An 18,660-nucleotide genomic window follows, 5' to 3' on the forward strand; every position below is an offset into this window, starting at 1 on the left:
TTTCGAGGGGAGAACTTCAAATGACGGTTTCGAGGTACCGCCTGACAGCTCTGGGAAAGATCGGCGCTGTTCTGTTCGTCGCGCCGACGCCTTTGGCGGCCTATTACGCTTTACCAGCCGCCACGTCGGCCGGCGATGCGGCCTTTAATCAACGATTGAGCCAGATGGGGGCAGCCGTCGAAACAGCCGCGCCATCGCCAACGATACTGATCGCACTTGCAACAGCATCGCTGATCGGCCTTGTTCTGCTTTTCATCGGCCGCGAGATCATCACGACCGAGGCTTGAGCCGGCGCACCATATCCAGATGCTCTTCGAAGCTTGGCGCCTCCACGGCTTCTTCTCCGCCATTGGCTTTCGCATACCCGTTTGCGCAGGCAGCAAATTCCCACAGCATCATTTTCTTGACCTCGGAGGGCGGCATGCCCATGACAGCGCCGAGGCCGTATAAATCCGAGAAAACTATTCGGTCGCTGTCGTCGTTTCCCCGGCTTTCGCCTTTCCCGGATTTTCTCCGGCAGGCGCGGTAAGCGCGTGGTGAAGAATGCCAGCCGCGATACCGACGTTATCAATCAAGGGATATTTTTCCGTTTGATCGACGTAGCGGGACACAGCGACGAAGGCGTCAGTCGGAGACATGCCCGCACCAATAAGCCCGAGGCGGATTGTCTCACGGACATCTTCCACCCGCCAATCGCCTCCGATACCGCGCACGAGAGAATACGTGTTCCAGTCAGCGAGAAAGTCCGGGTCTTCCGCGCCGAGCTGGTAATCGTCCATGTTCGGTCGCTTGATGTTGGCGGCCTGCGGCTGGGCCGACATGAGGCGCGCAAGGATCGTGGCAGGGCCTGCATTGCAGGCGGCCTGCAATTCCTGCAAGCCCTCAAGGAGCAGGCGGAAAGAATGTTTCTTCCCGCCAAACGGAGCCTCGAAAGCCGCCGTCATGCAGCGGCCTCAACCCACGCAACCACGCCAGTGGATTGCAGGGCAACGGTCGAGGACAGATAGCCCTTGCCCTCCTTGGCGAGGCCGAGCGAGGACATGACATAGCGGCCGGCATACCAACCTCCGCCCTGCGCTTTCGGCAGGTCCACCAGCACCCGTACATTAAAGGGTTCGCCGGAGAGCATCTTCTGACGCAAAACGCCATAGCTGACAGGGTCTGTTGTTCCAGCGCCGTTAATATTTGCGGAGAGGGTATCGACAGAGCGCAGCACCCAGCCCGGCGCATCCGGGTTTTCGCAATTCGGGTCTGTCGACTCCGTCATCGTCGCTTCGATTGTAAATTCCTGTGACGTGTTGATGGTGCAGGAATGCGCAAATTCTTCCACCGCCGCGCCGTCACCGAATTGAATCAACAGTTTATTAGTCGTCGCCATGACGAGCCTCCAAGGTTTGATAAGATTGCTGGGGGTCAGTTTGCTGGATGAGTTTCAATCAGCAATTCGATGCGCGCGCGGCGGGTCATGCCGTCAGGGTCACGCGAATATGCGATGTTCTCGACGCGCATCCGGTCGAGGACGTGGCCGGCAATCGCCAGCTCTTGTTCGTGCAACGCGGCGCGGATTGCGCCAGCGATGCGTTTCACTTGCGGAAAACCGATTTCACGCGACCAAACATTAACATCAATGTAGTTCGAAGAACGGTCAAAGCATTCTTCATCAACCGGCACCATCTGCCCGTTGCCGAGTGAGATGTAAGGCCAAGCGTCGCCCGTTTCGGCTTCCCGCTGCGCCTCGGCCGGCACATCGTCATAGACGCGCTCGCCGGCCTCCGTCGCCAAACCCGTCAACTGACCGACAAGCGCCGTTTGAATTGCAAGGGCTGGGTCGCTCATTTCTTGGCCGCCGATCTAAGTGCTTTCCGGGCGGCCGCGCGAACGCGGTTTCGGACCTGCTTTTTCTTCACGCGAATGGCTGGCCGGAAGAACGGGTTCGCCGGCATATCTTCCGTGCCGAATTCCTGCGCGAGCGCATAATCGTATTCGGGCGAATTGCCTTTTTCGGTTTCGCGTACCGGCTTTGTGGTGGCCTCGCCGCCCGCCAGAATGACAACGCCAATCTGCGGGTCTGGCAACGGTTCGGAACGAATGGTGCCGGCGAGCGTCAAATCATCCTTCGGCGCAAGCGAGCGTTGAAGCATATTGATTTCACGGCCGCCCAACATCAGCTCCGCTTTCGCGCGCCGGCGCACCTCATCGGGAATGCGCTCAAGGCGGCGCATCATCTTTTCAATGCCGATGATTTTCATGGAGCTACCCCGCTGACGACAACCAGATAGATGCAAAGCGGGTCCGTTACTGTATCAACCTCACGGATCGCGTAGATGGTACCGCGCCGGGCATCGCGCAATTGCCAATCGGACGTGATCCGTTTCGTCTGACTATCACTGCGCAGCCTGATTTTGAGGATCGACCGGCCACTAAGTCGCTCCGCCATCACAGCTTCGCTGCCGCCCGCATACACAAACATAGCCCGGCGTTCGAATTGCTGCACGAAATCCGAGCGATGATTTCCCGCACCATCATTGGTGGTTTGCCGCTTATCGAGCGCGACCCGCTCCCTGAGATCACCTGCATTGAGCATTTTCGGTCACCTTTCCGGCAGATCGGGGCGGCGGCTTGATGCGTACCGCCTTTTTCTGCGCGACAGCCTGATCGGCACACTCCTTTTTTACAGGGCCAGACCAGCCGGCCTTGTAAGCGAGCGTCACGCCGAACACCGGAGGCCGATAATCGAAATCGGCCGTGAAACGAACGTGAGCCATCACGCGCCCCTCCTGAAATTGATCAACAGGGAATCGAAGTCCGACCACTCACCCATGGGCGCGTTCTCGCGTCCCCGGTAAATTGACGCCACGCGCGCCATGATCGCCGCACGGATTTCGTATGGAATGCCGTCCACGTAACCCGCATCGACCGTCACCGTGATGCGTTCGCCAAAACGCGGAAAAGGCCAGACGTGACCAGCCTTGAGAACAACCGATGCTTCCAGCCCATCGAGCTGAAGGCCGTAACTGTCCGCATCGACAGTCTGCGGGTTGCCCGATTGATCGACATAACCGATTTCCTTGATGGCACCTATGAACACAGGACCATCAGGAAGTCGCCGGAAGTCCCGAAAACCATCACACTGGCTGGTCAGCGTTTGCGGCGTGAGCCGGATGTTGCAATAGCTTTCGACGTAAGCGGTTGCTTCACGGACGATATCGGAAAGCAAACCGTCATCGTCCGAATGATCGACGCTAAGGCGCAGTTTAACGTCAGCAAGCGGAACAGCCAGCGCATCCGGGTCTTTAGCTACTGCATTCGCCGCATACCACATCAGCCGGCCCCCGATTTGCTCTTCTTGCCCTGATCGGCCGCGACGTCGCCCAGCGCTTTTTCAAGTTCTGCAATGCGGCCTTCCAGCGCGCCCCCACGTTCGGCCGCCTCAGCAAGCGATTTCTCAGCATCCTCCGCCCGGCGCTGGAGCGCGTCGTTTTCGCCGACGAGAACAACAATCCGCGCTTCGCTTTCTTCAAGTCGCGTGGCGAGGGTTCGAAGCTCCGCCATTTCCTTGAGCAGATTTTCGTTATCGAGCGCCAGCCGAAGAGTGACTTCGGAGGATTCACCATCCTTCACCCATTCCGCCAAACCGGCATCGACAAGCCGCTCCGCCTCCTTTTCGGTAAACTGACCGTCAGGCGGGATATCACCCGGCGCGAGCGAGAAATTCGCACCAGCTAGTCCTAAAAGCATTTTGATTTTCATGTGAGCCTCCATCGGTTTTGTCAGCGGGCGCTATGTCGCGCCCGCCTTGCAAAGCCGAGATTAAGCAGCGGTTTTGAGGTGCTTGATGGCAGCAGTATCTCCCAGCTCACCATCGAACCGGATCAGGCCGGCAATACCAACCTGCGGCCAGAAGCGTTCGCGCAACACGCCGATAACGGGAGAGCCAACCTTGCGGACGAAGTACTTGGAGAAGTCACCGAACACCATGATGCGCTTGTCCGCCGCGATTTCATCCATATGCTGGTTGATCGAATAAGGCCTGCCGTTGAAACTGTCCGGCGTGCCTTTCTGCACGTCGCCCCTCTGCCAGAGGTAGTTGCCCTGACCGTCCTTGAGCTTGCGCGCGGCGGCAAGCACCTTGTCATGAAACATGTAGCGGCACTTCGGAGAGCCGCGATATGCGGGATCGACCGAATGCTCCAGGTCCATGACATCATCCCAAGTAAAGCCGTTGACGGCGGCTGTCACTTTACCCTCGCTGGACGCCGTAACCACGCCATTCGGCTGTGCGTTGCCGGTGCCAGAAGTCAGGCGACGGTTGCCGATCCGGCCAAGGCGCTCGCCAACCAGTGAACCGAGAAGCTGTTCCATGTTGAAGATGGAATCAGCATCGAGTTCAAAGGACCACTTCACGAACGGCGTGGCGTAGACAAATGCTTCCAACAGCTTTTGTCCGAACTCGACATCGCCGCTATTGTCGTCCGCAACATCGGCACCCTCGGCCTTTGCGGTGGCTTCTTCTGCAGTGTCGTCAACGGTCGGCACGGCCATAGGATTGCCGCTCGCGGTCATGATCACCGTGCAGATGTTTTCGTCGTAGAGCGGACCCCACGCTTTCATCGATTTGATGATTTCGTTCGCAAGCTCAGTCGGCACGGTATAGCCGCCAGCGGCAGCAACGCCAGCAACCTGCGTTCTGGTTTCGAATTTGGTCGCGCCGCTGCGGAGAACGGAACGTTCTTCCGCCGTCAGCTCGGAAGGATCGACACCGCAAACGACCTTCGCGAAGACGCTGCGATATTCAACCTTGCCACCCTGCGGATCGTCGGAGGCGCGATATTCTGGCGTGTCGCGCAAGGGGCGCTGCTGCGCGCGGCGCTCATCTTCGCGGCGCTCAAGCTTTACGAGGTCATCTTCGCGCTTGATGAGCGCCTCAAGCCGGTCATATTCGGCCATTGCCGCATCGTGCTGGCCTTCGAGTTCGGTAGCGCGGGCAGCATCGGTGTTTTCCCCGATGCTATCGAGGCGTTCACGCGCTTCGGTAACAATGCGCGCCTGCTTTTCACGCAGTTCTTTGAGTTTCTGCGACATAAAAATCTCCATGTTGTGGTGAGGCAAAAAGGAAGCGCGGCTATTTCCGCAGCGCGAGGTCGATACCGACTTTCATCCGCAAGCGGCTCGCTGGCAGGATCGATCGGATTTCAGAGGCGGCGCGGGCATTGTCCCGCGACCGCAAGGCGACGGAGGTTCCCGAATAGGCGGGGTTCGCCACAATCGAGACCTCATAAAGCTCAACATTCAGGATGCGCCGACGCGGCGGATCGACCGAGAAATCCCATCTCTCGGAAATTGTGTCCGGCACGTAGAAGCCGAATGACATGCCCGAGATATCACCGCGATGGATAAGTTCGCGGACATCACGGCCATTGGTGGTGTTGGGCAGGTCGATTTCAACCGCCAAACCCTTGGTGTCCTCTTGTAGCCGGAGTGTTCCGGCTGACTTCCGGCCCAAGATGCAGCAGGGGTTATGCTGGTAGAGCGCAAGGACATCTTCGCCGTTGATCGAGCGCCTAAACGCTCCCGGCTCGATAACCTCAATGAACTCTTCGGCAATATCCGTTTCCTGCCCGAAGACTGCCGCATAGCCTGCGACCGTCATTTTTTCACCGTCCGCCCTTGTTTCCACCGGGCGGACAAGAGCGCGTATTTCCCGTTCAATCTTGCCGGTCATCATCCACCTGATTTTCGTTGGTATCATCACCAAGAGGCGGACCGCCGTTATGGCCCATGCCCGCAGTGTTCGTTCCGATTGGAACCGTGCCGCTCTGGATATGCAGGCGGTCGGCGGCGGGGTCGGGGTTCTTGGGTCGCCCTTCGATTTCCCGCGCTTCGTTCGGTGTCAGCAGCGCCGCGTTTACGCCCGCTGCAAGAGCGCGAAGCCGGCTCAGATAGTCGCCACGCATCAGGCCGTCGAGATTGTGACGGACATAGCGACGGGTCGAGAACCTTCCGAACAGCTTGAGGTTTAGCTCACCTTCTAGGGCGATGGCCCATTGGCTGATAATGTGCTTCACCAGATGAAGGTCGTTTTGCTCGACGTTCGAAAAGGTGGCGCGGGACAGGTCTTGCAGGAAGTTAGGCGGTATCTGCCAAGCACGCGCGATTTCCTGCACCTGGTAGAGCCGGGCCTCGGTCATCTGCCCCTTCGCAGGGTCGTAACCGACTTGCGTAAGCTTGTAACCCGAAGGCAATTGCACAAGCGGCAGGTGGTCTTCGCGTGCCGCTTCTACGGCACGCTTCACATCTGACCGCGCCCGCTTCATTGCCTCTGCATTGGCTGGCAACGGACCTTCCAGCGCGAGAGGCGGGACGCCGCCGCCAGCGAAGAAGTTTGATGCGTAATCGTTCATTGCCAAGGCAAGCTGAATGGCCTTTTCTGCCATCGCAACAGGGCCACGATGGTTGACCATGTTGCGCTTGAGCATGAACGGAATATCGATCACATCAGCGGCCGGGTACTCTTTCCCGTCGAACTTGTAGAAAAGCTTTCCGCCACGTCGAACAACCGAGCAGGAGCCGGGATCGATAGGCCATATCGCTTCTACGCTTGCGCCTTTTCGCTCTATCCATGCAAGGCCGCGTCCGCCTGTGAAGACCTGTTCCCAAAAGTAACGGCGAAACTTGGAGGTATCCATCTCGTCGTTCGGGTTTTCCTCGATCACGGCGGCGAGTTTGCCGCCGTGCCGCACCGGCCCGGTTTCAGCCTTCCGGTAAACATGAAGAGGCAGCGATGCCAGCGTCCGGCTAAGGAAGAGAACCGCCGCCTGTACCGCTGGCACCTTGAGCGCGCTTTCAATCGTCACCGAAGGGAGCGAGCCGCCCATGCCGCCGACGCCGAAAAACTCCATGAAGTTTTCGGCACTGACAGGAATGGATTGCGACTCCAGAGAAGCGGACCGCTTCTCTAGTTTCTTTTTCTTGGAACCCATCAGGCCACCATCGTGTAATCAGGATCGTCCCAAGGTGACGCGACTGTAGCCGCAGCGACCGGGCCAACTTCCATCAGTTTGATTGCGTTGAAGAGAGCGCAGAGCGGATCGATTTTCGCTTTACCTGCGGTTTCCTTGGTGATGAGAACGGCGTTGCCACGCTGTTCTGCCTTGGCGTTACCCACGCAGAACGTCATGAGACCCTGCCCGGCATGCCAGAAGGTTTTGTCCTTGAGTTTCCGCTCAAGGCTCCAGACTGCCGAGGACAACCGGAAACCTTGGGGCACGGATGTGACGAGCGGCCGGCCAATACCGTAGCGCGCCAGCTCATCAACCATTGCGCCGACGCCTTGCGGGTCGAGGCCAATTCCGTATTCGTCCGGCAGCAAACCGGCATCGCGGACCTTCTTGCAGATTTCCACCACGCCGACGATGTCAGCCGTGGCATCATCGCAGAACGTCAACGACCCTTCTTTTTCAGCATCGAGAAGATTGGCCGCGATATCTTTACGGAGGTTCAGAACATCGCGTTGACACCATGCGTGGACCCAGCAGAGCCAATCTTGCGTAACGCGATGGCGTCCGAGAACAGCCAGTCCTAAGAGGTCATCAAGGCCGCCACCATCGATTCCGACCGTGGCGACTTCCGATTGCTCCAGAAGATATTCGAGACTGACAAGTTTCGGTAGCGACCGATCTTTCCAGAAGTGCGAACCGCGCCAGCCGCCGAGTGATTGCCCAACCTCAACATTGAGGTGCTGCGAGGCGAACAACAAAAGGGCGGAAAGGCCTTTTTCTTCTGCGGCCGCCAGCTCGTCCACAAGGAACGCTTCGTCCACGGAACGGTTGAGATTCGGATTGACCATTCCCCATGTTTTGGGATTGCGCCAGCCATTGTCATTGGCAACCTCAAACGGCAACTCGTACAGGATCGGCAGAAGCGAACGCTTCAATTCACCGTCGCGTACCTGCCGGGCGATATTCAGTTCATCCTTGAAGACCCCGGCTGGCGGGGCCTTGGATTGCGTCGTGATAATGAGCAGGAACCCATCCGGCCGCGCAGCCAGCGAGCCGCGAATTTCGGTCATCAGGTCGGCGGCGCGTGGCTTCTGCGCGAACACATGCAACTCATCAATCAGGATGAAAGTTGCCTTGCTGCCTGTGATGACGTCGGCCTCCGCAGCCTTGATGACGATGATCGCACCGGAAGTGCGGTGCGTTATCGTCTTTTGGTGCGTCTGCGGATGGAAGAGCGCCGTGAGCTGCTTATCAAGCTTAATGATACCGATTGCCTGCCGGAAGGCGATTTCCGCAATCTTCTTCGTCGGTGCGATCAGCAGCAATTCCGCTTCCGGCCGCATATTCAGGATTGCGGCGGTAACGATGATCGCGGCGGCTATCGAACTCTTCCCGTTCTTCTTCGGAACCAGCAAGAAGAATTCACGGATCATACGCCGCTTGGCTTCCACGTCGAAAGAGCCGAAGATGACCCGTACAAGGTCAAACACCCATTCGTCGCACGCCTCGCCATATGTCGGCTGGCCGATGATATCCGGCACCCGGAGCCGTTTGAAAATGCGGAGCGCCTTCTCGGCCTCGAAATCAAACAGCGGCAACTTCGGAACGAGAGACTTGCGCTGCATGATCCGTTCTTTCCAGTCCGGGCATGCCGTTGACCAATCGCGGTCTATCTTTGCCTTGGGGCTGGAAAGAGCCATCAATTCACCCTTCCTCTGAATTGCAGATCGTCGCCCCAGGCATCGCTTTGCTCGGCCTGTTGGGCATCGAGTTGCGCCTGTTCCTTTTTGCCGATCTTTTCGGGTTTCGCTTCTTCGTCGTCGTCGCCGCGATAGGCGCGGGCCGCCACCATGGCGTCATTCTTCTCGATCATTTTGCCGAGTTCCTTCAACGCCGCGACGTTGCCGGCGTTTGCCAGCCCCATGGCAATCTCAAATCGTCGGGCATCCAACCCATCGCGCATCTTGGTCCGAACTTTGAGTTCGGCTCTAAAATGCCGCTTCAAAGTCGCTGGAGAGACACCGATACCGTTGGCCATTCTTTCAATTGACCAACCGAGAGCCAGCAAGAGTTTGATTTTATTGCGGTCTTTTTCAGTCGCCACATACGGCGGCCTCCCGCGTAGGCCCTGCCGGTCTGAAATCGGCTGGCCAAACAGGTCAAAATTCTCGTCCATCCGAAAAAAAATCTCCGCATGAGAGGGACGGCGGTGCGGAGGCGGTCGCCTTCCGAGAGATCGACCCCACCCCTCCCATCGGGGTCAGGTCAGGCCAGCCGCCCTTGCAGCCTTGGCCTTCGCCGTCTTCGTGTTGTGACAGGGCAAACAAAGGAGTTCGACGTTGGCCGGATCAAGCTCCGCACCGCCATCCTTCCGCTCATGGATATGATCACCGATGATCCGGCCTGTTGATCCGCAGCGCTGGCATCTGTTGCCGCGCGTCCGTTTTAAGGATGACATGAGCGCCCGCCACTCCGATGACTGATAGAAGTTCTCGGCTTTCTTTGGTGGCGTTCCGATACGATCCGGTAGCCTGCCGAGGCGCGAAGGGAGAGAGGAGAGTTTGCCCATATCTCTTAAACGAAAAAAGCGACCCCGGAGGATCGCTTTTCAAATTGGTCCGCCATGGAATGGACATAGCTTGCGCACCGGCCTTGAATCGATCCTCTTATATTGGGGATCATCAAGGCGGGGGCTGACCGGTGTACCAACCTCGGGATTGTCATCCCCGCGTTCTACCGCGTTTTCAGAAGCTCACTAGCAGGATCATCAGCTCGTCCGTAACCAACCTATAGTCACACCTTCTCGATGTTTGCAAGAGGCACCAGCATCGGCGCTGGCTTTCCCATCAGCGTGATTTCAATCACGGCGTCACCGACCCCATCGGTGGGTGCTGTGATGACAATACCGGCAATCCCGCCGAACGGTCCCTCGGTAACTCGCACCTTCTCGCCAGTCCTCACGATGATACCCGGACGTTCGTAGTCATAAGCTCCCGTCGCCGCCTTCTCTATGTATTTATTGACATATTCCTCACTGATAGGAACCGGCGTTTCCCAGCCGCCAAGCACACCAATAACATGCTCGACCGTTTCAAGGCCTGCCATCGCCGTTGTCGAATACACACAACGCACAAGGGCATAACCGATAAGCACAGGGACATCAGAAGCCGGGATTACCCGGCCGCGTCGGTGATGAACCTTGCCCCGGCGCGTCGGAACCAAGGCTTCAATATCGAGGGCTTCCAGCGACTTTTGCACAGCCTTTTCCCGACCGGTCATTACCCGGAGGCAAATCCATCGCGCATGATTCGGATAGTCTGCAACGATTCGACGGCTCGCCATGGACAACCAGCGCAGCTTAGCTGCCTGTTCGTCGGCAATGCGCGCAAGCTTGATCAGGCCGCTATCCGAGACGACACCACCCAAAAGACTGCCTCTATGCTGCATCATCGTTGCGTCCCTCGTTAACGTTTGTCTCAAATGCGGCCCACGCTTCCGCTACCGCTATATCCAAATCGGTCACTTCGGCCGGTACGGGAGGAAAGAACAGCCACTCAACGCCGGGCGGCACAGGAGGCCAAGGGCGGCCGGCCCGGTCGAATAGTCGCGCCCAAGCCTGCGCCAATTCGCCATCGCGATGCGCTTTCTCGAAAACTTCAGATACTCTGAAAACGCTAGGCGCAACCGTGACGCCCTTCCGGTCACCAGCACGCTCATCCATCGTATTGACCTTGGGCCAACCGTATTTACGGCGATGGTCCCGCAAGGTCGCTTCCGCCTTCTCGCCGCCAGCATCCACGATCCGCCGCAAGAACGGCGCGAGCTGCGGCATGACAGACGCAATGGGCTGGACCAGTTCCGCGCAGCGCCGGGCGTGCCAAGCCCTCGTAAACGGGCCGTGCACCACAGGCAGCGCCACATCCGATTTCGGATCGTCCAGCTTTTCCCAATCTCTCCCGGTCAGGTACGGGCCAGCCCAAGGCACTTTCACGCCTTTCGTGGCATTGGCACGTTCGATGTAGAGCGGGGATTTCATGATGCAGTCCGCACGCTGATCCGGTGTCAGGGCCTGCCAAGCGCGTTCGGCGGCGTAGGCGCTGTCCACCTTCCGTGTCGGCCAATCGCCGTACCAGCGCCTGAATGCACGGGCCACCGCCTTCGGGTCTTCTTCCCCTTCCGAAACAGCCTCGCGCGCATCTCCCTCTTGCTGATAATCAGTATTTGCTGAATCTAAGTTATTACTATGTGCCGATTTTGCCGGCGACGGCGTTACCGGCGACGGTTTTGCCGGCGACGGCATTTCAGGCTGCGGTAGAAATGCCACACTTTCGGCCTGGCTTTGCTCAGCGGCGGATCGAGGTTCATCGAAAATCACCATGCTGGCGGCGCTGAAACGGCCTTCGTCGCGCGTCTGGTCTCGCTCTGCATAACCGGCATCAACAAGTTCCGCGATCATCTTGCGCACCTTGTCGCGGCCACAGCCACCCTTGTTGCTGATATCACCAACAACAACAGTCCAGTTGTCCGGCTTGGACAGGAGGTAGCAAAGCAGCCACCGCGCATCCATGGAAAGCCGCTTATCCTCAAGGACATGGTTCGGAATTGCGGAGTAGCGCGCATTTCTCACCCCACGCCGGATTGTTGCCTCGCTGCTCACGCGACACCGCCTTTCCGCGCCACGGCTTCCATGAAGCTGCGTGCGGCGCTGATGGTCGCCTCTACTTCGGCCGGCAAGCGCCCGAAGCGGTCACGGACAGAAAGGAGCGCCGAAATCTCGATGTCTACGAGTTCTTCGCCCCGTGCGAACCGGGCGGTGCGCAGGGCGCGATAGATGGCGGTTTGCTCGCGGTAGAGCATAACAACCGGTATTTTCAGCAGCCACCGCGCCCGTTCTGCATCGTTGGCGCAATCCTGCAATTCTTCGACAACCGGCGAAATTCCTGTCATGCCCGGCCCCTTTCTTTCCATGCCTGATAGTCCGCGCGCAGATTGCGAAAATCTGTCTGCGCCCGTACTTCGGTGTTGAGTTGTTTTTTGCTGGTAATGCCGATTAGCTTTTTGAGCGTCGTGTCGGCATGGTCACTGTTGTGAATGGCGCGTGTCGGATCGCGGCGCTCCAAATATCGATGAAACAGCGGCTCCTCGCAGAGGATGGCTGCATTGGCAGCATAGTTCTTATCGCGCGGCTTGCGGTCTTCATGGCCCAAGGCGCGCCGAAGGGCGGATATGATCCTGCTTGCCCGTTCACCCACATCAAGAAGCATCCGAGCCACGTCGAGCCCCAAAGCAATCAGCTCGATTTCGTGCGACAAGGCATTCTTGCTGAAGGTCGCGATGATGGTCGCTTCGTCCATGCGGCGAAACGCGACTAGGTGCATCTGATCATTGTCGGTTTCGACCACCCATTGATCGCCGGTCAATCGATCCGCGAGGTAGCGCACCCGTTCAACTTTCTTTTCCTCGGCTTGATGGTCTCTCATGCGGCCGCCTCAAGTGCATAACCGCCCCACTGCAAAGCCATTGCGTCGGCAATGCCTTGATATGTCTTGGATCGAAGCTGCCAGCGATCCGGACCCGGAGGGGCACGGTGTACTTGCGACCAGCGCTTATGCTCGTCAGTGCCGGTCTTTGGCGGCACAAGGCGCTTCGTTTCGAGCAGCGTCGGCAAACCGCGAAGATAGAACGATGTAGCCTTGAATGCCTCCTCTCCAAACCACCACGGCTGCACCGTTTGTGCCGGCTTCGCATAGTTTCGGATGCGCTGTTTCGCATGCTTGTGCATGATCGGATTTTCGACGGCCACGCGAGGGATTTGCGCGTTCCAGCATTCAGAAAACAGCGCCGCGCCTTCATTCAGGAGCCGCCACATAATGACAAGCTTTTGTTCGCGGGACAGAGAATGCCAAACGGCGCTTTCTCTCGCCGACGCTTCGTTTGGCGGATTTTTGGGCGGCTCGCTAAGCCAGCGAACGCCGGAATTGCATAGCCTTGTGCAGGGCGGATGCATAACCGCCAGCAGGTCCCAATCATTGTGTAGTAGATCACGTACATCGCATACAAGGTGGCGGTTGCTGCCGTCCTCAGCGGGTAGCAGATCGCAGGACCAGACGTCATGTCCAAGAGCAGCGAAAGCGCGGCGCACGACGCCGGACGTTTCGCAACCGATAAGGATTTTCATCGGCGCGCTTGCTGCAATGTGGGTGCGCGAAAAATGACTGTTCATGCCGCACCGCCTTCCGGTGCGCCGGCCTGATTGCCCCAAAAGTCCCACATGCCATTCAGACGGATATCGCCTTCCGCCAGACTGTCGCGGCGCTGGAAAAGCTCGATTTTGCGGAGAGACGGCCATTGCCGCTCGACCTGCGCAGCGAACCATTCCGGTTTGCGGCTATGTTCTTTTTTGGGTTCGGAATAGAGACTTTCGGGCTGCGTTCCCATTTCTGGCGCAAGCGAAATCTTGCCGCGTTTGCCGATCAACAGCAGTTCATGCCGATCCCGCACCCACCGGCCCATACCGATGTGCACCTTGTCCCATGCCATGCAGGTCACATATTCGAAGCCCCACGCCTTCAAGACGGCGATGCCATCAGGAACGCGGTTTGCTGTGACCCAAAGGAACAACACGGCATCCGGCGTGAACGGCGTCTTGTCGCCAGCGCAGAGCGCCTTGATTTCTTCTACCGACATGGAGGGGTATCTAAGACCCTTATCCTGTCCGGTTACGTCGCTCCATGCCTCTTGCTCCCAAGGCGGGTCAGCATAGCCGATGGCATAGGCGCGGCGCGGGAGGTCGCCGCCCGACTTTCGGCCAGTTTCGGCAATCAGACCAACGAGGCGGATGCGCGACTGCCGGTTGCTTGCCTGTATTGCTGTACGGATTTGCTTACTTTCGGCAGCAATTGCCTTGTCCGCCGCGATCAATTCTCGCGCATACTGTTCTTGCGCCTGCGGAGTTTCCAGCCGCTTGAGCTGGTCGAGCGTCACTCCTTTATCGTGCCGGGTTCCGCGCAGCATCTGCAAGGCTGTGGCCGAGATTTTCTCGCCGCGCTCAACGTCGCGCTGAATGGTGCGCTCTTTCTGCCCGGTCGCTTCGGCTGTAGCCGCCGTGAAACGATTTGCCGTTTCGCCAACTTGGCGAGACGGGAGATTTACACCCTTTTTCAAACTCGCTTCGCGTGCCGTCTCCGGGTGTTTGATAAGGTAAATCTCCTTCCGGCGCGCAAGGAAAAGTGCCCGGTCGGTTGGAGTCAGATCGGCGCGGATCAGGTTTTCATCAATCTCGCAAAGCTGCCGGTCAAGCTCATCACCGTCATGGTGGAAGCACAGAACCTTGATGCCGAGGCGGCGGCAAGCTTCCAGCCGGTGTCCGCCAGCACCGAGTTTGACGCTGGCATCCGATTGTTTGCCGTAGACTTCGATGGGCTGACGCTGGCCGGCGCGCGTGAAGGCATCCATAAGAGCAAGGACGGTCTTTTCATCCAGATCGCGCAGCCGGTTGCCCGCATCAATGGAATGCGGATCGCGCGCGACGGCAACTTTCATCGCTGGATTATCAAGCGCATCTGCGTTCGGGAGCTTGCCCAGCTCGCGAGCGCGAGCCAGAACGGCAACAGCGTTTTCGCCGGGACGGAAGAGATTGCCGTCCTTCGGGTCACGCGTCAGATAGCGATGCGCCATAGCCGAAGACGCTGAAATCGTGTCGTTCGCGCCCCTGCATCGAAACTCGCCATCGCGAACCGCAGCGGCGATGATCGAAAGCCCGTGGCTTTTGGGCATGGGGAGAGATTGCGCCGCCATTACGCACCACCTTTCCGGGCAGAGAGGCCACGGTCAGTTATGGCGAGGCGGGCGGCACAACCATGGTCGGAAGCGCCGCGCCGCAGCAGACGTTCCGCCATGCCAGGGTGAAACTCAAACGAAGCAAGGTTGATGACTTGCCGAACGGCCGGAGGCAACGCGTCGAAACGAGCCATGCGCACGGTCAGGGTTTCGGGCTGAAAGGGCGCGTTGTCCATCAATGCGCCCTCGCCAGTCGGTCGAGATATGCTTGTCCTTCGTCCGTCACGTAAACGCGCCGGAACTTTTCGAGCCGGACAAAACCCGCAATCATGCACTGTGCGGCGGCCGGCGCTTCGCCGTCGAGCACATCACGCGAACCGCCCGCATGTGAAACGCTACGGAGAAATGCGCGATCCCGTTCCGAAATCGAGTGATTGAAAAGGGAAAGGCCGGTCATTCCTCACCGCCTTTTGAGATCGCCTTTGCAAGCATTCGGTGAATTTTCGCAACAAGCGAATCCGCAGAGCGCCGCACGTCCTCGGCTTTGGGGAGCATTTCCAGCATTTCCCGGTCTGAGAATTGGCCATCGCTGGCGGCTTCCGAATAGGCCGAAAAGAATTCGGCGTGTTCCGCCATCAACTTGGCGGAACCTGAGTGGAGGCAGTCACGGCCGCGAGCTTCGCCGGCTGGGTCGAGGACGCTTGCGCCAGTCAGCACGGCCATGGTGCGTGAGACAACAGGCCGGCCCAAATCTGTTTCCAGCACGATGATTTCCCATTGCGCCATTAAGTCGGGATCATGCCAGTTGTTGTATCGGCCTATTTGTCCGACTGAACGGCCAAGCAGCAGCGCCGCGCGATCCATCCCGCCCACAGCCTTGATAAGGTCGCGCTGCGCGCCCTTGATTGGGCGGAACCACGGCTGATTTTGGTATTCCTCTTTCTTCATTGCCAAGCTCCAGACAAGCGAAAGCGCAATGAGAATTTTTCCGAAAAATTCTCATCGAACGCGGATGCGCAAAAATGCAAAGGTGAGCGGGAGTCAGAAGCCTACGGAGGCCCGCATGCAAAACGAGAGTTACCCGCGCCGGAATGACCGGAGAAGCACACCCCGGCGCGGGTCGCAGCAGGCCGGGAGGATTGGCCGCGCGAAAGATAAATGGAGCGCGTCATTCTGCCGCCTCCATTTCGCTGGATCCGAAAACGTCGGGTCGCTGCTTATGGCGAGACACTCCGAAAGTTCGCTCAAGTTTAAGGACGTGCTCGGGCGGTATGGCTTTCCATTGAGCAACCGCCTGTGGCGTAACCCCAATGACGCGCGCAATTGCGGTAGCGCCATTTGCGGCGCTCTTTAAAGCAATTACCCCTTGTCGATTAAGGTCTGTTTCCATGGTCGCGATTAAAAGCACAGCTTTAAAACCGATGCAAGCTATACTTAAATGGACGGACGATGAAAGTTCACCTTTCATCCAGCCTATGGATCAGAACGAACTTCGAAAAAAAATTGGCCAAGCTATTAGAACTGCTCGCATTCGGCGGGGCCTTGTCATGCGTGATCTTGCCGAGGCTGGGGGCGTTAGCACCGGAGCGGTTGGCAATTGGGAACGCGGAGCAAATGCAATCGCAATGGAGCATTTGCAGGCGATTTCGCGAAAGCTCCGAATCGATCCAGTTGCCCTGAGCAACGGCGACCTAAGATATCTGGATGACGAAGAAAATCTCGCAGATGCCGAGCAGGTGACAGATTTCGGACCCGCGCCAACCGGACCTATGGACGTGGAAGTTCTCGGCGTTGCCGTTGGGGGAGATGACGGCGACTTCACCTTGAATGGTGAAGTGTCCGGCTACGTTCGGAGACCTCCAGGAATCGCACACCTTAGAAAAGTTTTTGCTTTGCACGTCTTAAGTGAGAGCATGATTCCGCGATACGATCCCGGTGAACTTATTTACTGCGGCGGGCGAGAGCCGGTCCCCGGCGATCATGTGGTTATTGAAATGTACCCTGAAGACGACGCAACCGTCGGCAAAGCCTACGTCAAAAAACTCAAGGCCCGCACCAAAGGCAAGGTAATCTGCGAGCAATATAATCCGCCCAAGGAACTCGATTTTGACGGTTACGCCATCAAGAGTATGTGGCGCATCATCCCGCTGCGCGAGCTGCTAGGGTATTAATACGCCAAGCCTCGGCCCTGATGCGATCATCTTCGAAAGAAAAGGCGGCCTGAATAACTACGTTGCGGCCGTCTAGTCCCTCAGATTGGCATGACGAGCAAACCAGCCGTCCGCCCAAGTCCGGTATGTGTGTCGATGGGCCGATACCCTTTAAGCGATACAATTCCTGTGGCTTGCGCCAGCGCATACGTCCGCAATCGCCGCACTCAATAGATAGCGAGAGTACCTGACTAAGCGTTGCTGCGGCACCAGAATGCATCTCAATTCTCTCCGTTCTGTTCTCGTTTAGTTCCTATGATTGATTCTTTTTTGCTTATTGTCGAATCGTTTTTTAGCGCTTTTGTTTTAAAGTATGGCTTGCACTAGTTTTAAAGCTATGCTTACTATTGCCGCCATCCAAACCGCTAAACCTCTCTGCGGCTTGGCTAGACTGCCGGGCGGCGCACCCTCGAAATGTGAAAAGGCCGCCCGGCTCCCTCAAGAGGATGGAGACTCGGCATGCACATCAAAACCGCGAATGACAACGAACTTACGCAGGCCATGGCGGACGCCATCCTGCGCGTAGGCGAAGGCTGCACGAAAGCCGACCTGCGTGAATGGTTCACGACAAACGAAGTCCGCCGCTGCGGCGACGCAGCTATTGCCCGCGCTCACGACATGCGCGTCCAACACGCGCGCGCTGCGGCCTGATGCCGTTGGGCGATGGCCTTCGGGCCATCATCCAACAGCATCAAACTTCTGGAGCCTAAAAAAATGCAGGTCGCCATCGACGCGCTACGTAACAAAATCAAACATATTCAGGGCGAGCTAGCCACGGCAGTGATCGCTTCAAAAACCTACGAGGAACATGCAAGGGAAGCGCGCCGAAAAGAGGGCGAGGCGCAGGACAAGATTGCCGAACTTGAGGCCGCATTAGTTCAACTTGGCGCGGCACCCTCTCCGCCTCACGCCTCCAGCGCACGCGATGACGATTGGCGTGAGTGTTGAGCATCCGCTCCGGTTTCCGCCTCCCATGGGGCGGCTTCCCGAACGGATGACAGGAGATCACTGCATGTTTTTCATTTCACCGATTATCGGCACACCCCCAGCAGCCCACGAAATCCGCGTGCTGCAAACCATCGTCGGCGTCTGCGCCGCAGCTCTGCTGGCCTGCGGTTACGTCGCAGCTTCCTGCTACTTCTGAGGATTCGGTGCATGGAACCCCACAGAAAACCACCGCAACCTGTTTTCCGCGTGACCTTCATGGATGGCGTGGTTGTCACCACGCCGGCTGAAAACTCCCTCCGTGCTGAGGCCAAAGCCAGCAAAGAGCGGCCCGGCCTCATTCGTTCCGTCCGTATCGTGCGAGGTATCCGCAAATGATCGTTAATCAGGAAATCACCGTCGATTTCAGCGCCGACGACAACGACAATCGCATTGTTGAATGGCTGAAAGAAAACCGTCTGGACGCTGCGAGCCTTTCCGACCTTGCCTTTAAGGCGAAGGTAGACGTCGTGATTGGCGATCTTGATAAAGACGATATCATTGCCGCCTACGACAAGCTCAACAAGCTTGACGACAGCGACATGTACCATGTCGAGCTGGCCTATCGCCGGATGGCCGAAGGCGACATTGCGGACGCAATGGACATTCTATTTCGCCATTTCGATTTCGCCCCCCCCCAGCACGAACAACGCGTTGCCGATCTGCTATCGCGCGGCAGGGGGTAGGGG

At 57.9% G+C, this 18,660-nt stretch carries 32 protein-coding genes; 8 read left to right on the forward strand and 24 right to left on the reverse strand.

The window, feature by feature from the left end; all coding sequences use genetic code 11:
* The first annotated feature begins 20 nt into the window (after window positions 1-20).
* On the forward strand, window positions 21-287 hold the full coding sequence (locus tag GSF67_RS01115; protein WP_006312965.1) for a hypothetical protein: 267 nt from the start codon (window positions 21-23) through the stop codon (window positions 285-287).
* Between the two features lie 174 nt (window positions 288-461).
* On the opposite strand, the gene GSF67_RS01125 is transcribed toward GSF67_RS01115, so the two are convergent.
* Genes GSF67_RS01125 through GSF67_RS01180 form a run of 12 tightly spaced genes read right to left on the reverse strand, consistent with a single transcriptional unit; the run spans window position 462 to window position 8,431 of the window.
* On the reverse strand, window positions 462-944 hold the full coding sequence (locus GSF67_RS01125; RefSeq protein ID WP_006312967.1) for a gene transfer agent family protein: 483 nt from the start codon (window positions 942-944) through the stop codon (window positions 462-464).
* Window positions 941-1,378, reverse strand: coding sequence for a phage tail tube protein (locus GSF67_RS01130; protein ID WP_006312968.1), 438 nt, complete (start codon window positions 1,376-1,378; stop codon window positions 941-943). The genes GSF67_RS01125 and GSF67_RS01130 overlap by 4 nt, the downstream gene beginning before the upstream one ends.
* A 35-nt stretch (window positions 1,379-1,413) precedes the next feature.
* Window positions 1,414-1,836 (reverse strand): DUF3168 domain-containing protein, encoded by a 423-nt coding sequence (locus tag GSF67_RS01135; RefSeq protein ID WP_006312969.1) that lies wholly within the window; start codon window positions 1,834-1,836, stop codon window positions 1,414-1,416.
* The gene (locus GSF67_RS01140) at window positions 1,833-2,249 is read right to left on the reverse strand and encodes an HK97-gp10 family putative phage morphogenesis protein (protein ID WP_006312970.1); all 417 of its coding nucleotides are present in this window, start codon (window positions 2,247-2,249) and stop codon (window positions 1,833-1,835) included. Before GSF67_RS01140 ends, GSF67_RS01135 begins: the two co-directional genes overlap by 4 nt.
* Complete coding sequence (locus GSF67_RS01145; protein ID WP_006312971.1) at window positions 2,246-2,584, reverse strand: head-tail adaptor protein; 339 nt, start codon at window positions 2,582-2,584, stop codon at window positions 2,246-2,248. Before GSF67_RS01145 ends, GSF67_RS01140 begins: the two co-directional genes overlap by 4 nt.
* On the reverse strand, window positions 2,568-2,765 hold the full coding sequence (locus GSF67_RS01150) for a hypothetical protein (RefSeq protein ID WP_006312972.1): 198 nt from the start codon (window positions 2,763-2,765) through the stop codon (window positions 2,568-2,570). The genes GSF67_RS01145 and GSF67_RS01150 overlap by 17 nt, the downstream gene beginning before the upstream one ends.
* A complete protein-coding gene (locus tag GSF67_RS01155; RefSeq protein WP_006312973.1) occupies window positions 2,765-3,322 on the reverse strand; it encodes a head-tail connector protein in 558 nt (185 codons plus the stop codon). The genes GSF67_RS01150 and GSF67_RS01155 overlap by 1 nt, the downstream gene beginning before the upstream one ends.
* Window positions 3,322-3,750 (reverse strand): hypothetical protein, encoded by a 429-nt coding sequence (locus GSF67_RS01160; RefSeq protein ID WP_006312974.1) that lies wholly within the window; start codon window positions 3,748-3,750, stop codon window positions 3,322-3,324. The genes GSF67_RS01155 and GSF67_RS01160 overlap by 1 nt, the downstream gene beginning before the upstream one ends.
* Before the next feature lie 60 nt (window positions 3,751-3,810).
* Window positions 3,811-5,082, reverse strand: coding sequence for a phage major capsid protein (locus tag GSF67_RS01165; RefSeq protein WP_006312975.1), 1,272 nt, complete (start codon window positions 5,080-5,082; stop codon window positions 3,811-3,813).
* A gap of 40 nt (window positions 5,083-5,122) precedes the next feature.
* Entirely contained in the window at window positions 5,123-5,749 is a 627-nt protein-coding gene (locus tag GSF67_RS01170) for an HK97 family phage prohead protease (RefSeq protein WP_371814445.1), read from the reverse strand.
* Window positions 5,706-6,980: a phage portal protein gene (locus tag GSF67_RS01175; RefSeq protein WP_006312977.1), complete on the reverse strand. Its 1,275-nt coding sequence runs from the start codon at window positions 6,978-6,980 to the stop codon at window positions 5,706-5,708. The genes GSF67_RS01170 and GSF67_RS01175 overlap by 44 nt, the downstream gene beginning before the upstream one ends.
* The gene (locus GSF67_RS01180) at window positions 6,980-8,431 is read right to left on the reverse strand and encodes a terminase large subunit domain-containing protein (RefSeq protein WP_244399837.1); all 1,452 of its coding nucleotides are present in this window, start codon (window positions 8,429-8,431) and stop codon (window positions 6,980-6,982) included. The genes GSF67_RS01175 and GSF67_RS01180 overlap by 1 nt, the downstream gene beginning before the upstream one ends.
* Here GSF67_RS01180 and GSF67_RS25985 point away from each other — a divergent pair.
* Window positions 8,364-8,717, forward strand: a complete 354-nt coding sequence (locus GSF67_RS25985; protein ID WP_244399839.1) for a hypothetical protein — start codon at window positions 8,364-8,366, stop codon at window positions 8,715-8,717. The two genes, GSF67_RS01180 and GSF67_RS25985, sit on opposite strands and share 68 nt — an antisense overlap.
* On the opposite strand, the gene GSF67_RS01185 is transcribed toward GSF67_RS25985, so the two are convergent.
* From GSF67_RS01185 to GSF67_RS01240, 12 genes are all read right to left on the reverse strand, one after another.
* Window positions 8,698-9,174 carry an AraC family transcriptional regulator gene (locus GSF67_RS01185; RefSeq protein ID WP_006312979.1) on the reverse strand — a complete coding sequence of 159 codons (477 nt, stop codon included), beginning with the start codon at window positions 9,172-9,174 and terminating at the stop codon, window positions 8,698-8,700. The genes GSF67_RS25985 and GSF67_RS01185 overlap by 20 nt on opposite strands.
* Before the next feature lie 84 nt (window positions 9,175-9,258).
* Complete coding sequence (locus GSF67_RS26280; protein WP_035215317.1) at window positions 9,259-9,567, reverse strand: HNH endonuclease signature motif containing protein; 309 nt, start codon at window positions 9,565-9,567, stop codon at window positions 9,259-9,261.
* A 224-nt stretch (window positions 9,568-9,791) separates the two neighbouring features.
* Window positions 9,792-10,448: a transcription termination/antitermination protein NusG gene (locus tag GSF67_RS01195; protein ID WP_006312981.1), complete on the reverse strand. Its 657-nt coding sequence runs from the start codon at window positions 10,446-10,448 to the stop codon at window positions 9,792-9,794.
* Window positions 10,435-11,655 (reverse strand): helix-turn-helix domain-containing protein, encoded by a 1,221-nt coding sequence (locus GSF67_RS01200; protein ID WP_006312982.1) that lies wholly within the window; start codon window positions 11,653-11,655, stop codon window positions 10,435-10,437. Before GSF67_RS01200 ends, GSF67_RS01195 begins: the two co-directional genes overlap by 14 nt.
* Window positions 11,652-11,945 (reverse strand): hypothetical protein, encoded by a 294-nt coding sequence (locus tag GSF67_RS01205; RefSeq protein WP_006312983.1) that lies wholly within the window; start codon window positions 11,943-11,945, stop codon window positions 11,652-11,654. Before GSF67_RS01205 ends, GSF67_RS01200 begins: the two co-directional genes overlap by 4 nt.
* Entirely contained in the window at window positions 11,942-12,478 is a 537-nt protein-coding gene (locus GSF67_RS01210) for a hypothetical protein (RefSeq protein WP_006312985.1), read from the reverse strand. Before GSF67_RS01210 ends, GSF67_RS01205 begins: the two co-directional genes overlap by 4 nt.
* Window positions 12,475-13,221 carry a hypothetical protein gene (locus GSF67_RS01215; RefSeq protein ID WP_006312986.1) on the reverse strand — a complete coding sequence of 249 codons (747 nt, stop codon included), beginning with the start codon at window positions 13,219-13,221 and terminating at the stop codon, window positions 12,475-12,477. The genes GSF67_RS01210 and GSF67_RS01215 overlap by 4 nt, the downstream gene beginning before the upstream one ends.
* Window positions 13,218-14,795 (reverse strand): MT-A70 family methyltransferase, encoded by a 1,578-nt coding sequence (locus GSF67_RS01220; protein ID WP_006312987.1) that lies wholly within the window; start codon window positions 14,793-14,795, stop codon window positions 13,218-13,220. The genes GSF67_RS01215 and GSF67_RS01220 overlap by 4 nt, the downstream gene beginning before the upstream one ends.
* Window positions 14,795-15,013 (reverse strand): DUF6525 family protein, encoded by a 219-nt coding sequence (locus GSF67_RS01225; protein ID WP_006312988.1) that lies wholly within the window; start codon window positions 15,011-15,013, stop codon window positions 14,795-14,797. The genes GSF67_RS01220 and GSF67_RS01225 overlap by 1 nt, the downstream gene beginning before the upstream one ends.
* Window positions 15,013-15,234: a hypothetical protein gene (locus tag GSF67_RS01230; RefSeq protein WP_006312989.1), complete on the reverse strand. Its 222-nt coding sequence runs from the start codon at window positions 15,232-15,234 to the stop codon at window positions 15,013-15,015. Before GSF67_RS01230 ends, GSF67_RS01225 begins: the two co-directional genes overlap by 1 nt.
* Entirely contained in the window at window positions 15,231-15,725 is a 495-nt protein-coding gene (locus GSF67_RS01235; protein ID WP_006312990.1) for a hypothetical protein, read from the reverse strand. Before GSF67_RS01235 ends, GSF67_RS01230 begins: the two co-directional genes overlap by 4 nt.
* A 220-nt stretch (window positions 15,726-15,945) precedes the next feature.
* The gene (locus GSF67_RS01240) at window positions 15,946-16,245 is read right to left on the reverse strand and encodes a YdaS family helix-turn-helix protein (RefSeq protein WP_083815870.1); all 300 of its coding nucleotides are present in this window, start codon (window positions 16,243-16,245) and stop codon (window positions 15,946-15,948) included.
* 7 nt (window positions 16,246-16,252) lie between these two features.
* Between GSF67_RS01240 and GSF67_RS01245 the strand changes: the two genes are divergently transcribed.
* The 6 genes from GSF67_RS01245 to GSF67_RS01265 all read left to right on the forward strand — a co-directional run bounded on the left by GSF67_RS01245 (window position 16,253) and on the right by GSF67_RS01265 (window position 18,657).
* Complete coding sequence (locus GSF67_RS01245; RefSeq protein WP_035215318.1) at window positions 16,253-16,948, forward strand: helix-turn-helix transcriptional regulator; 696 nt, start codon at window positions 16,253-16,255, stop codon at window positions 16,946-16,948.
* 498 nt (window positions 16,949-17,446) lie between these two features.
* Window positions 17,447-17,638, forward strand: coding sequence for a hypothetical protein (locus GSF67_RS01250; protein ID WP_006312993.1), 192 nt, complete (start codon window positions 17,447-17,449; stop codon window positions 17,636-17,638).
* A gap of 63 nt (window positions 17,639-17,701) precedes the next feature.
* The gene (locus GSF67_RS01255) at window positions 17,702-17,935 is read left to right on the forward strand and encodes a hypothetical protein (RefSeq protein WP_128821972.1); all 234 of its coding nucleotides are present in this window, start codon (window positions 17,702-17,704) and stop codon (window positions 17,933-17,935) included.
* Window positions 17,936-17,999: 64 nt separating this feature from the next.
* Window positions 18,000-18,131 (forward strand): hypothetical protein, encoded by a 132-nt coding sequence (locus GSF67_RS26200; protein WP_006312995.1) that lies wholly within the window; start codon window positions 18,000-18,002, stop codon window positions 18,129-18,131.
* 11 nt (window positions 18,132-18,142) lie between these two features.
* Complete coding sequence (locus GSF67_RS01260; RefSeq protein WP_006312996.1) at window positions 18,143-18,310, forward strand: hypothetical protein; 168 nt, start codon at window positions 18,143-18,145, stop codon at window positions 18,308-18,310.
* Window positions 18,307-18,657: a hypothetical protein gene (locus GSF67_RS01265; RefSeq protein ID WP_006312997.1), complete on the forward strand. Its 351-nt coding sequence runs from the start codon at window positions 18,307-18,309 to the stop codon at window positions 18,655-18,657. Before GSF67_RS01260 ends, GSF67_RS01265 begins: the two co-directional genes overlap by 4 nt.
* The last annotated feature ends 3 nt before the right edge of the window (window positions 18,658-18,660 follow it).

Source organism: Agrobacterium sp. CGMCC 11546 (genome assembly GCF_013365515.1).
Lineage (GTDB): Bacteria > Pseudomonadota > Alphaproteobacteria > Rhizobiales > Rhizobiaceae > Agrobacterium > Agrobacterium fabrum.

Coding starts and splice junctions, on each gene's coding strand:
- GSF67_RS01115 (WP_006312965.1), top strand. CDS start 21: ATGACGGTTTCGAGGTACCGCCTGACAGCTCTGGGAAAGATCGGCGCT.
- GSF67_RS01125 (WP_006312967.1), bottom strand. CDS start 944: ATGACGGCGGCTTTCGAGGCTCCGTTTGGCGGGAAGAAACATTCTTTC.
- GSF67_RS01130 (WP_006312968.1), bottom strand. CDS start 1,378: ATGGCGACGACTAATAAACTGTTGATTCAATTCGGTGACGGCGCGGCG.
- GSF67_RS01135 (WP_006312969.1), bottom strand. CDS start 1,836: ATGAGCGACCCAGCCCTTGCAATTCAAACGGCGCTTGTCGGTCAGTTG.
- GSF67_RS01140 (WP_006312970.1), bottom strand. CDS start 2,249: ATGAAAATCATCGGCATTGAAAAGATGATGCGCCGCCTTGAGCGCATT.
- GSF67_RS01145 (WP_006312971.1), bottom strand. CDS start 2,584: ATGCTCAATGCAGGTGATCTCAGGGAGCGGGTCGCGCTCGATAAGCGG.
- GSF67_RS01150 (WP_006312972.1), bottom strand. CDS start 2,765: ATGGCTCACGTTCGTTTCACGGCCGATTTCGATTATCGGCCTCCGGTG.
- GSF67_RS01155 (WP_006312973.1), bottom strand. CDS start 3,322: ATGTGGTATGCGGCGAATGCAGTAGCTAAAGACCCGGATGCGCTGGCT.
- GSF67_RS01160 (WP_006312974.1), bottom strand. CDS start 3,750: ATGAAAATCAAAATGCTTTTAGGACTAGCTGGTGCGAATTTCTCGCTC.
- GSF67_RS01165 (WP_006312975.1), bottom strand. CDS start 5,082: ATGTCGCAGAAACTCAAAGAACTGCGTGAAAAGCAGGCGCGCATTGTT.
- GSF67_RS01170 (WP_371814445.1), bottom strand. CDS start 5,749: ATGATACCAACGAAAATCAGGTGGATGATGACCGGCAAGATTGAACGG.
- GSF67_RS01175 (WP_006312977.1), bottom strand. CDS start 6,980: ATGGGTTCCAAGAAAAAGAAACTAGAGAAGCGGTCCGCTTCTCTGGAG.
- GSF67_RS25985 (WP_244399839.1), top strand. CDS start 8,364: ATGATCGCGGCGGCTATCGAACTCTTCCCGTTCTTCTTCGGAACCAGC.
- GSF67_RS01180 (WP_244399837.1), bottom strand. CDS start 8,431: ATGATCCGTGAATTCTTCTTGCTGGTTCCGAAGAAGAACGGGAAGAGT.
- GSF67_RS01185 (WP_006312979.1), bottom strand. CDS start 9,174: ATGGACGAGAATTTTGACCTGTTTGGCCAGCCGATTTCAGACCGGCAG.
- GSF67_RS26280 (WP_035215317.1), bottom strand. CDS start 9,567: ATGGGCAAACTCTCCTCTCTCCCTTCGCGCCTCGGCAGGCTACCGGAT.
- GSF67_RS01195 (WP_006312981.1), bottom strand. CDS start 10,448: ATGATGCAGCATAGAGGCAGTCTTTTGGGTGGTGTCGTCTCGGATAGC.
- GSF67_RS01205 (WP_006312983.1), bottom strand. CDS start 11,945: ATGACAGGAATTTCGCCGGTTGTCGAAGAATTGCAGGATTGCGCCAAC.
- GSF67_RS01210 (WP_006312985.1), bottom strand. CDS start 12,478: ATGAGAGACCATCAAGCCGAGGAAAAGAAAGTTGAACGGGTGCGCTAC.
- GSF67_RS01215 (WP_006312986.1), bottom strand. CDS start 13,221: ATGAACAGTCATTTTTCGCGCACCCACATTGCAGCAAGCGCGCCGATG.
- GSF67_RS01220 (WP_006312987.1), bottom strand. CDS start 14,795: ATGGCGGCGCAATCTCTCCCCATGCCCAAAAGCCACGGGCTTTCGATC.
- GSF67_RS01225 (WP_006312988.1), bottom strand. CDS start 15,013: ATGGACAACGCGCCCTTTCAGCCCGAAACCCTGACCGTGCGCATGGCT.
- GSF67_RS01230 (WP_006312989.1), bottom strand. CDS start 15,234: ATGACCGGCCTTTCCCTTTTCAATCACTCGATTTCGGAACGGGATCGC.
- GSF67_RS01235 (WP_006312990.1), bottom strand. CDS start 15,725: ATGAAGAAAGAGGAATACCAAAATCAGCCGTGGTTCCGCCCAATCAAG.
- GSF67_RS01240 (WP_083815870.1), bottom strand. CDS start 16,245: ATGAAAGGTGAACTTTCATCGTCCGTCCATTTAAGTATAGCTTGCATC.
- GSF67_RS01245 (WP_035215318.1), top strand. CDS start 16,253: ATGGATCAGAACGAACTTCGAAAAAAAATTGGCCAAGCTATTAGAACT.
- GSF67_RS01250 (WP_006312993.1), top strand. CDS start 17,447: ATGCACATCAAAACCGCGAATGACAACGAACTTACGCAGGCCATGGCG.
- GSF67_RS01255 (WP_128821972.1), top strand. CDS start 17,702: ATGCAGGTCGCCATCGACGCGCTACGTAACAAAATCAAACATATTCAG.
- GSF67_RS26200 (WP_006312995.1), top strand. CDS start 18,000: ATGTTTTTCATTTCACCGATTATCGGCACACCCCCAGCAGCCCACGAA.
- GSF67_RS01260 (WP_006312996.1), top strand. CDS start 18,143: ATGGAACCCCACAGAAAACCACCGCAACCTGTTTTCCGCGTGACCTTC.
- GSF67_RS01265 (WP_006312997.1), top strand. CDS start 18,307: ATGATCGTTAATCAGGAAATCACCGTCGATTTCAGCGCCGACGACAAC.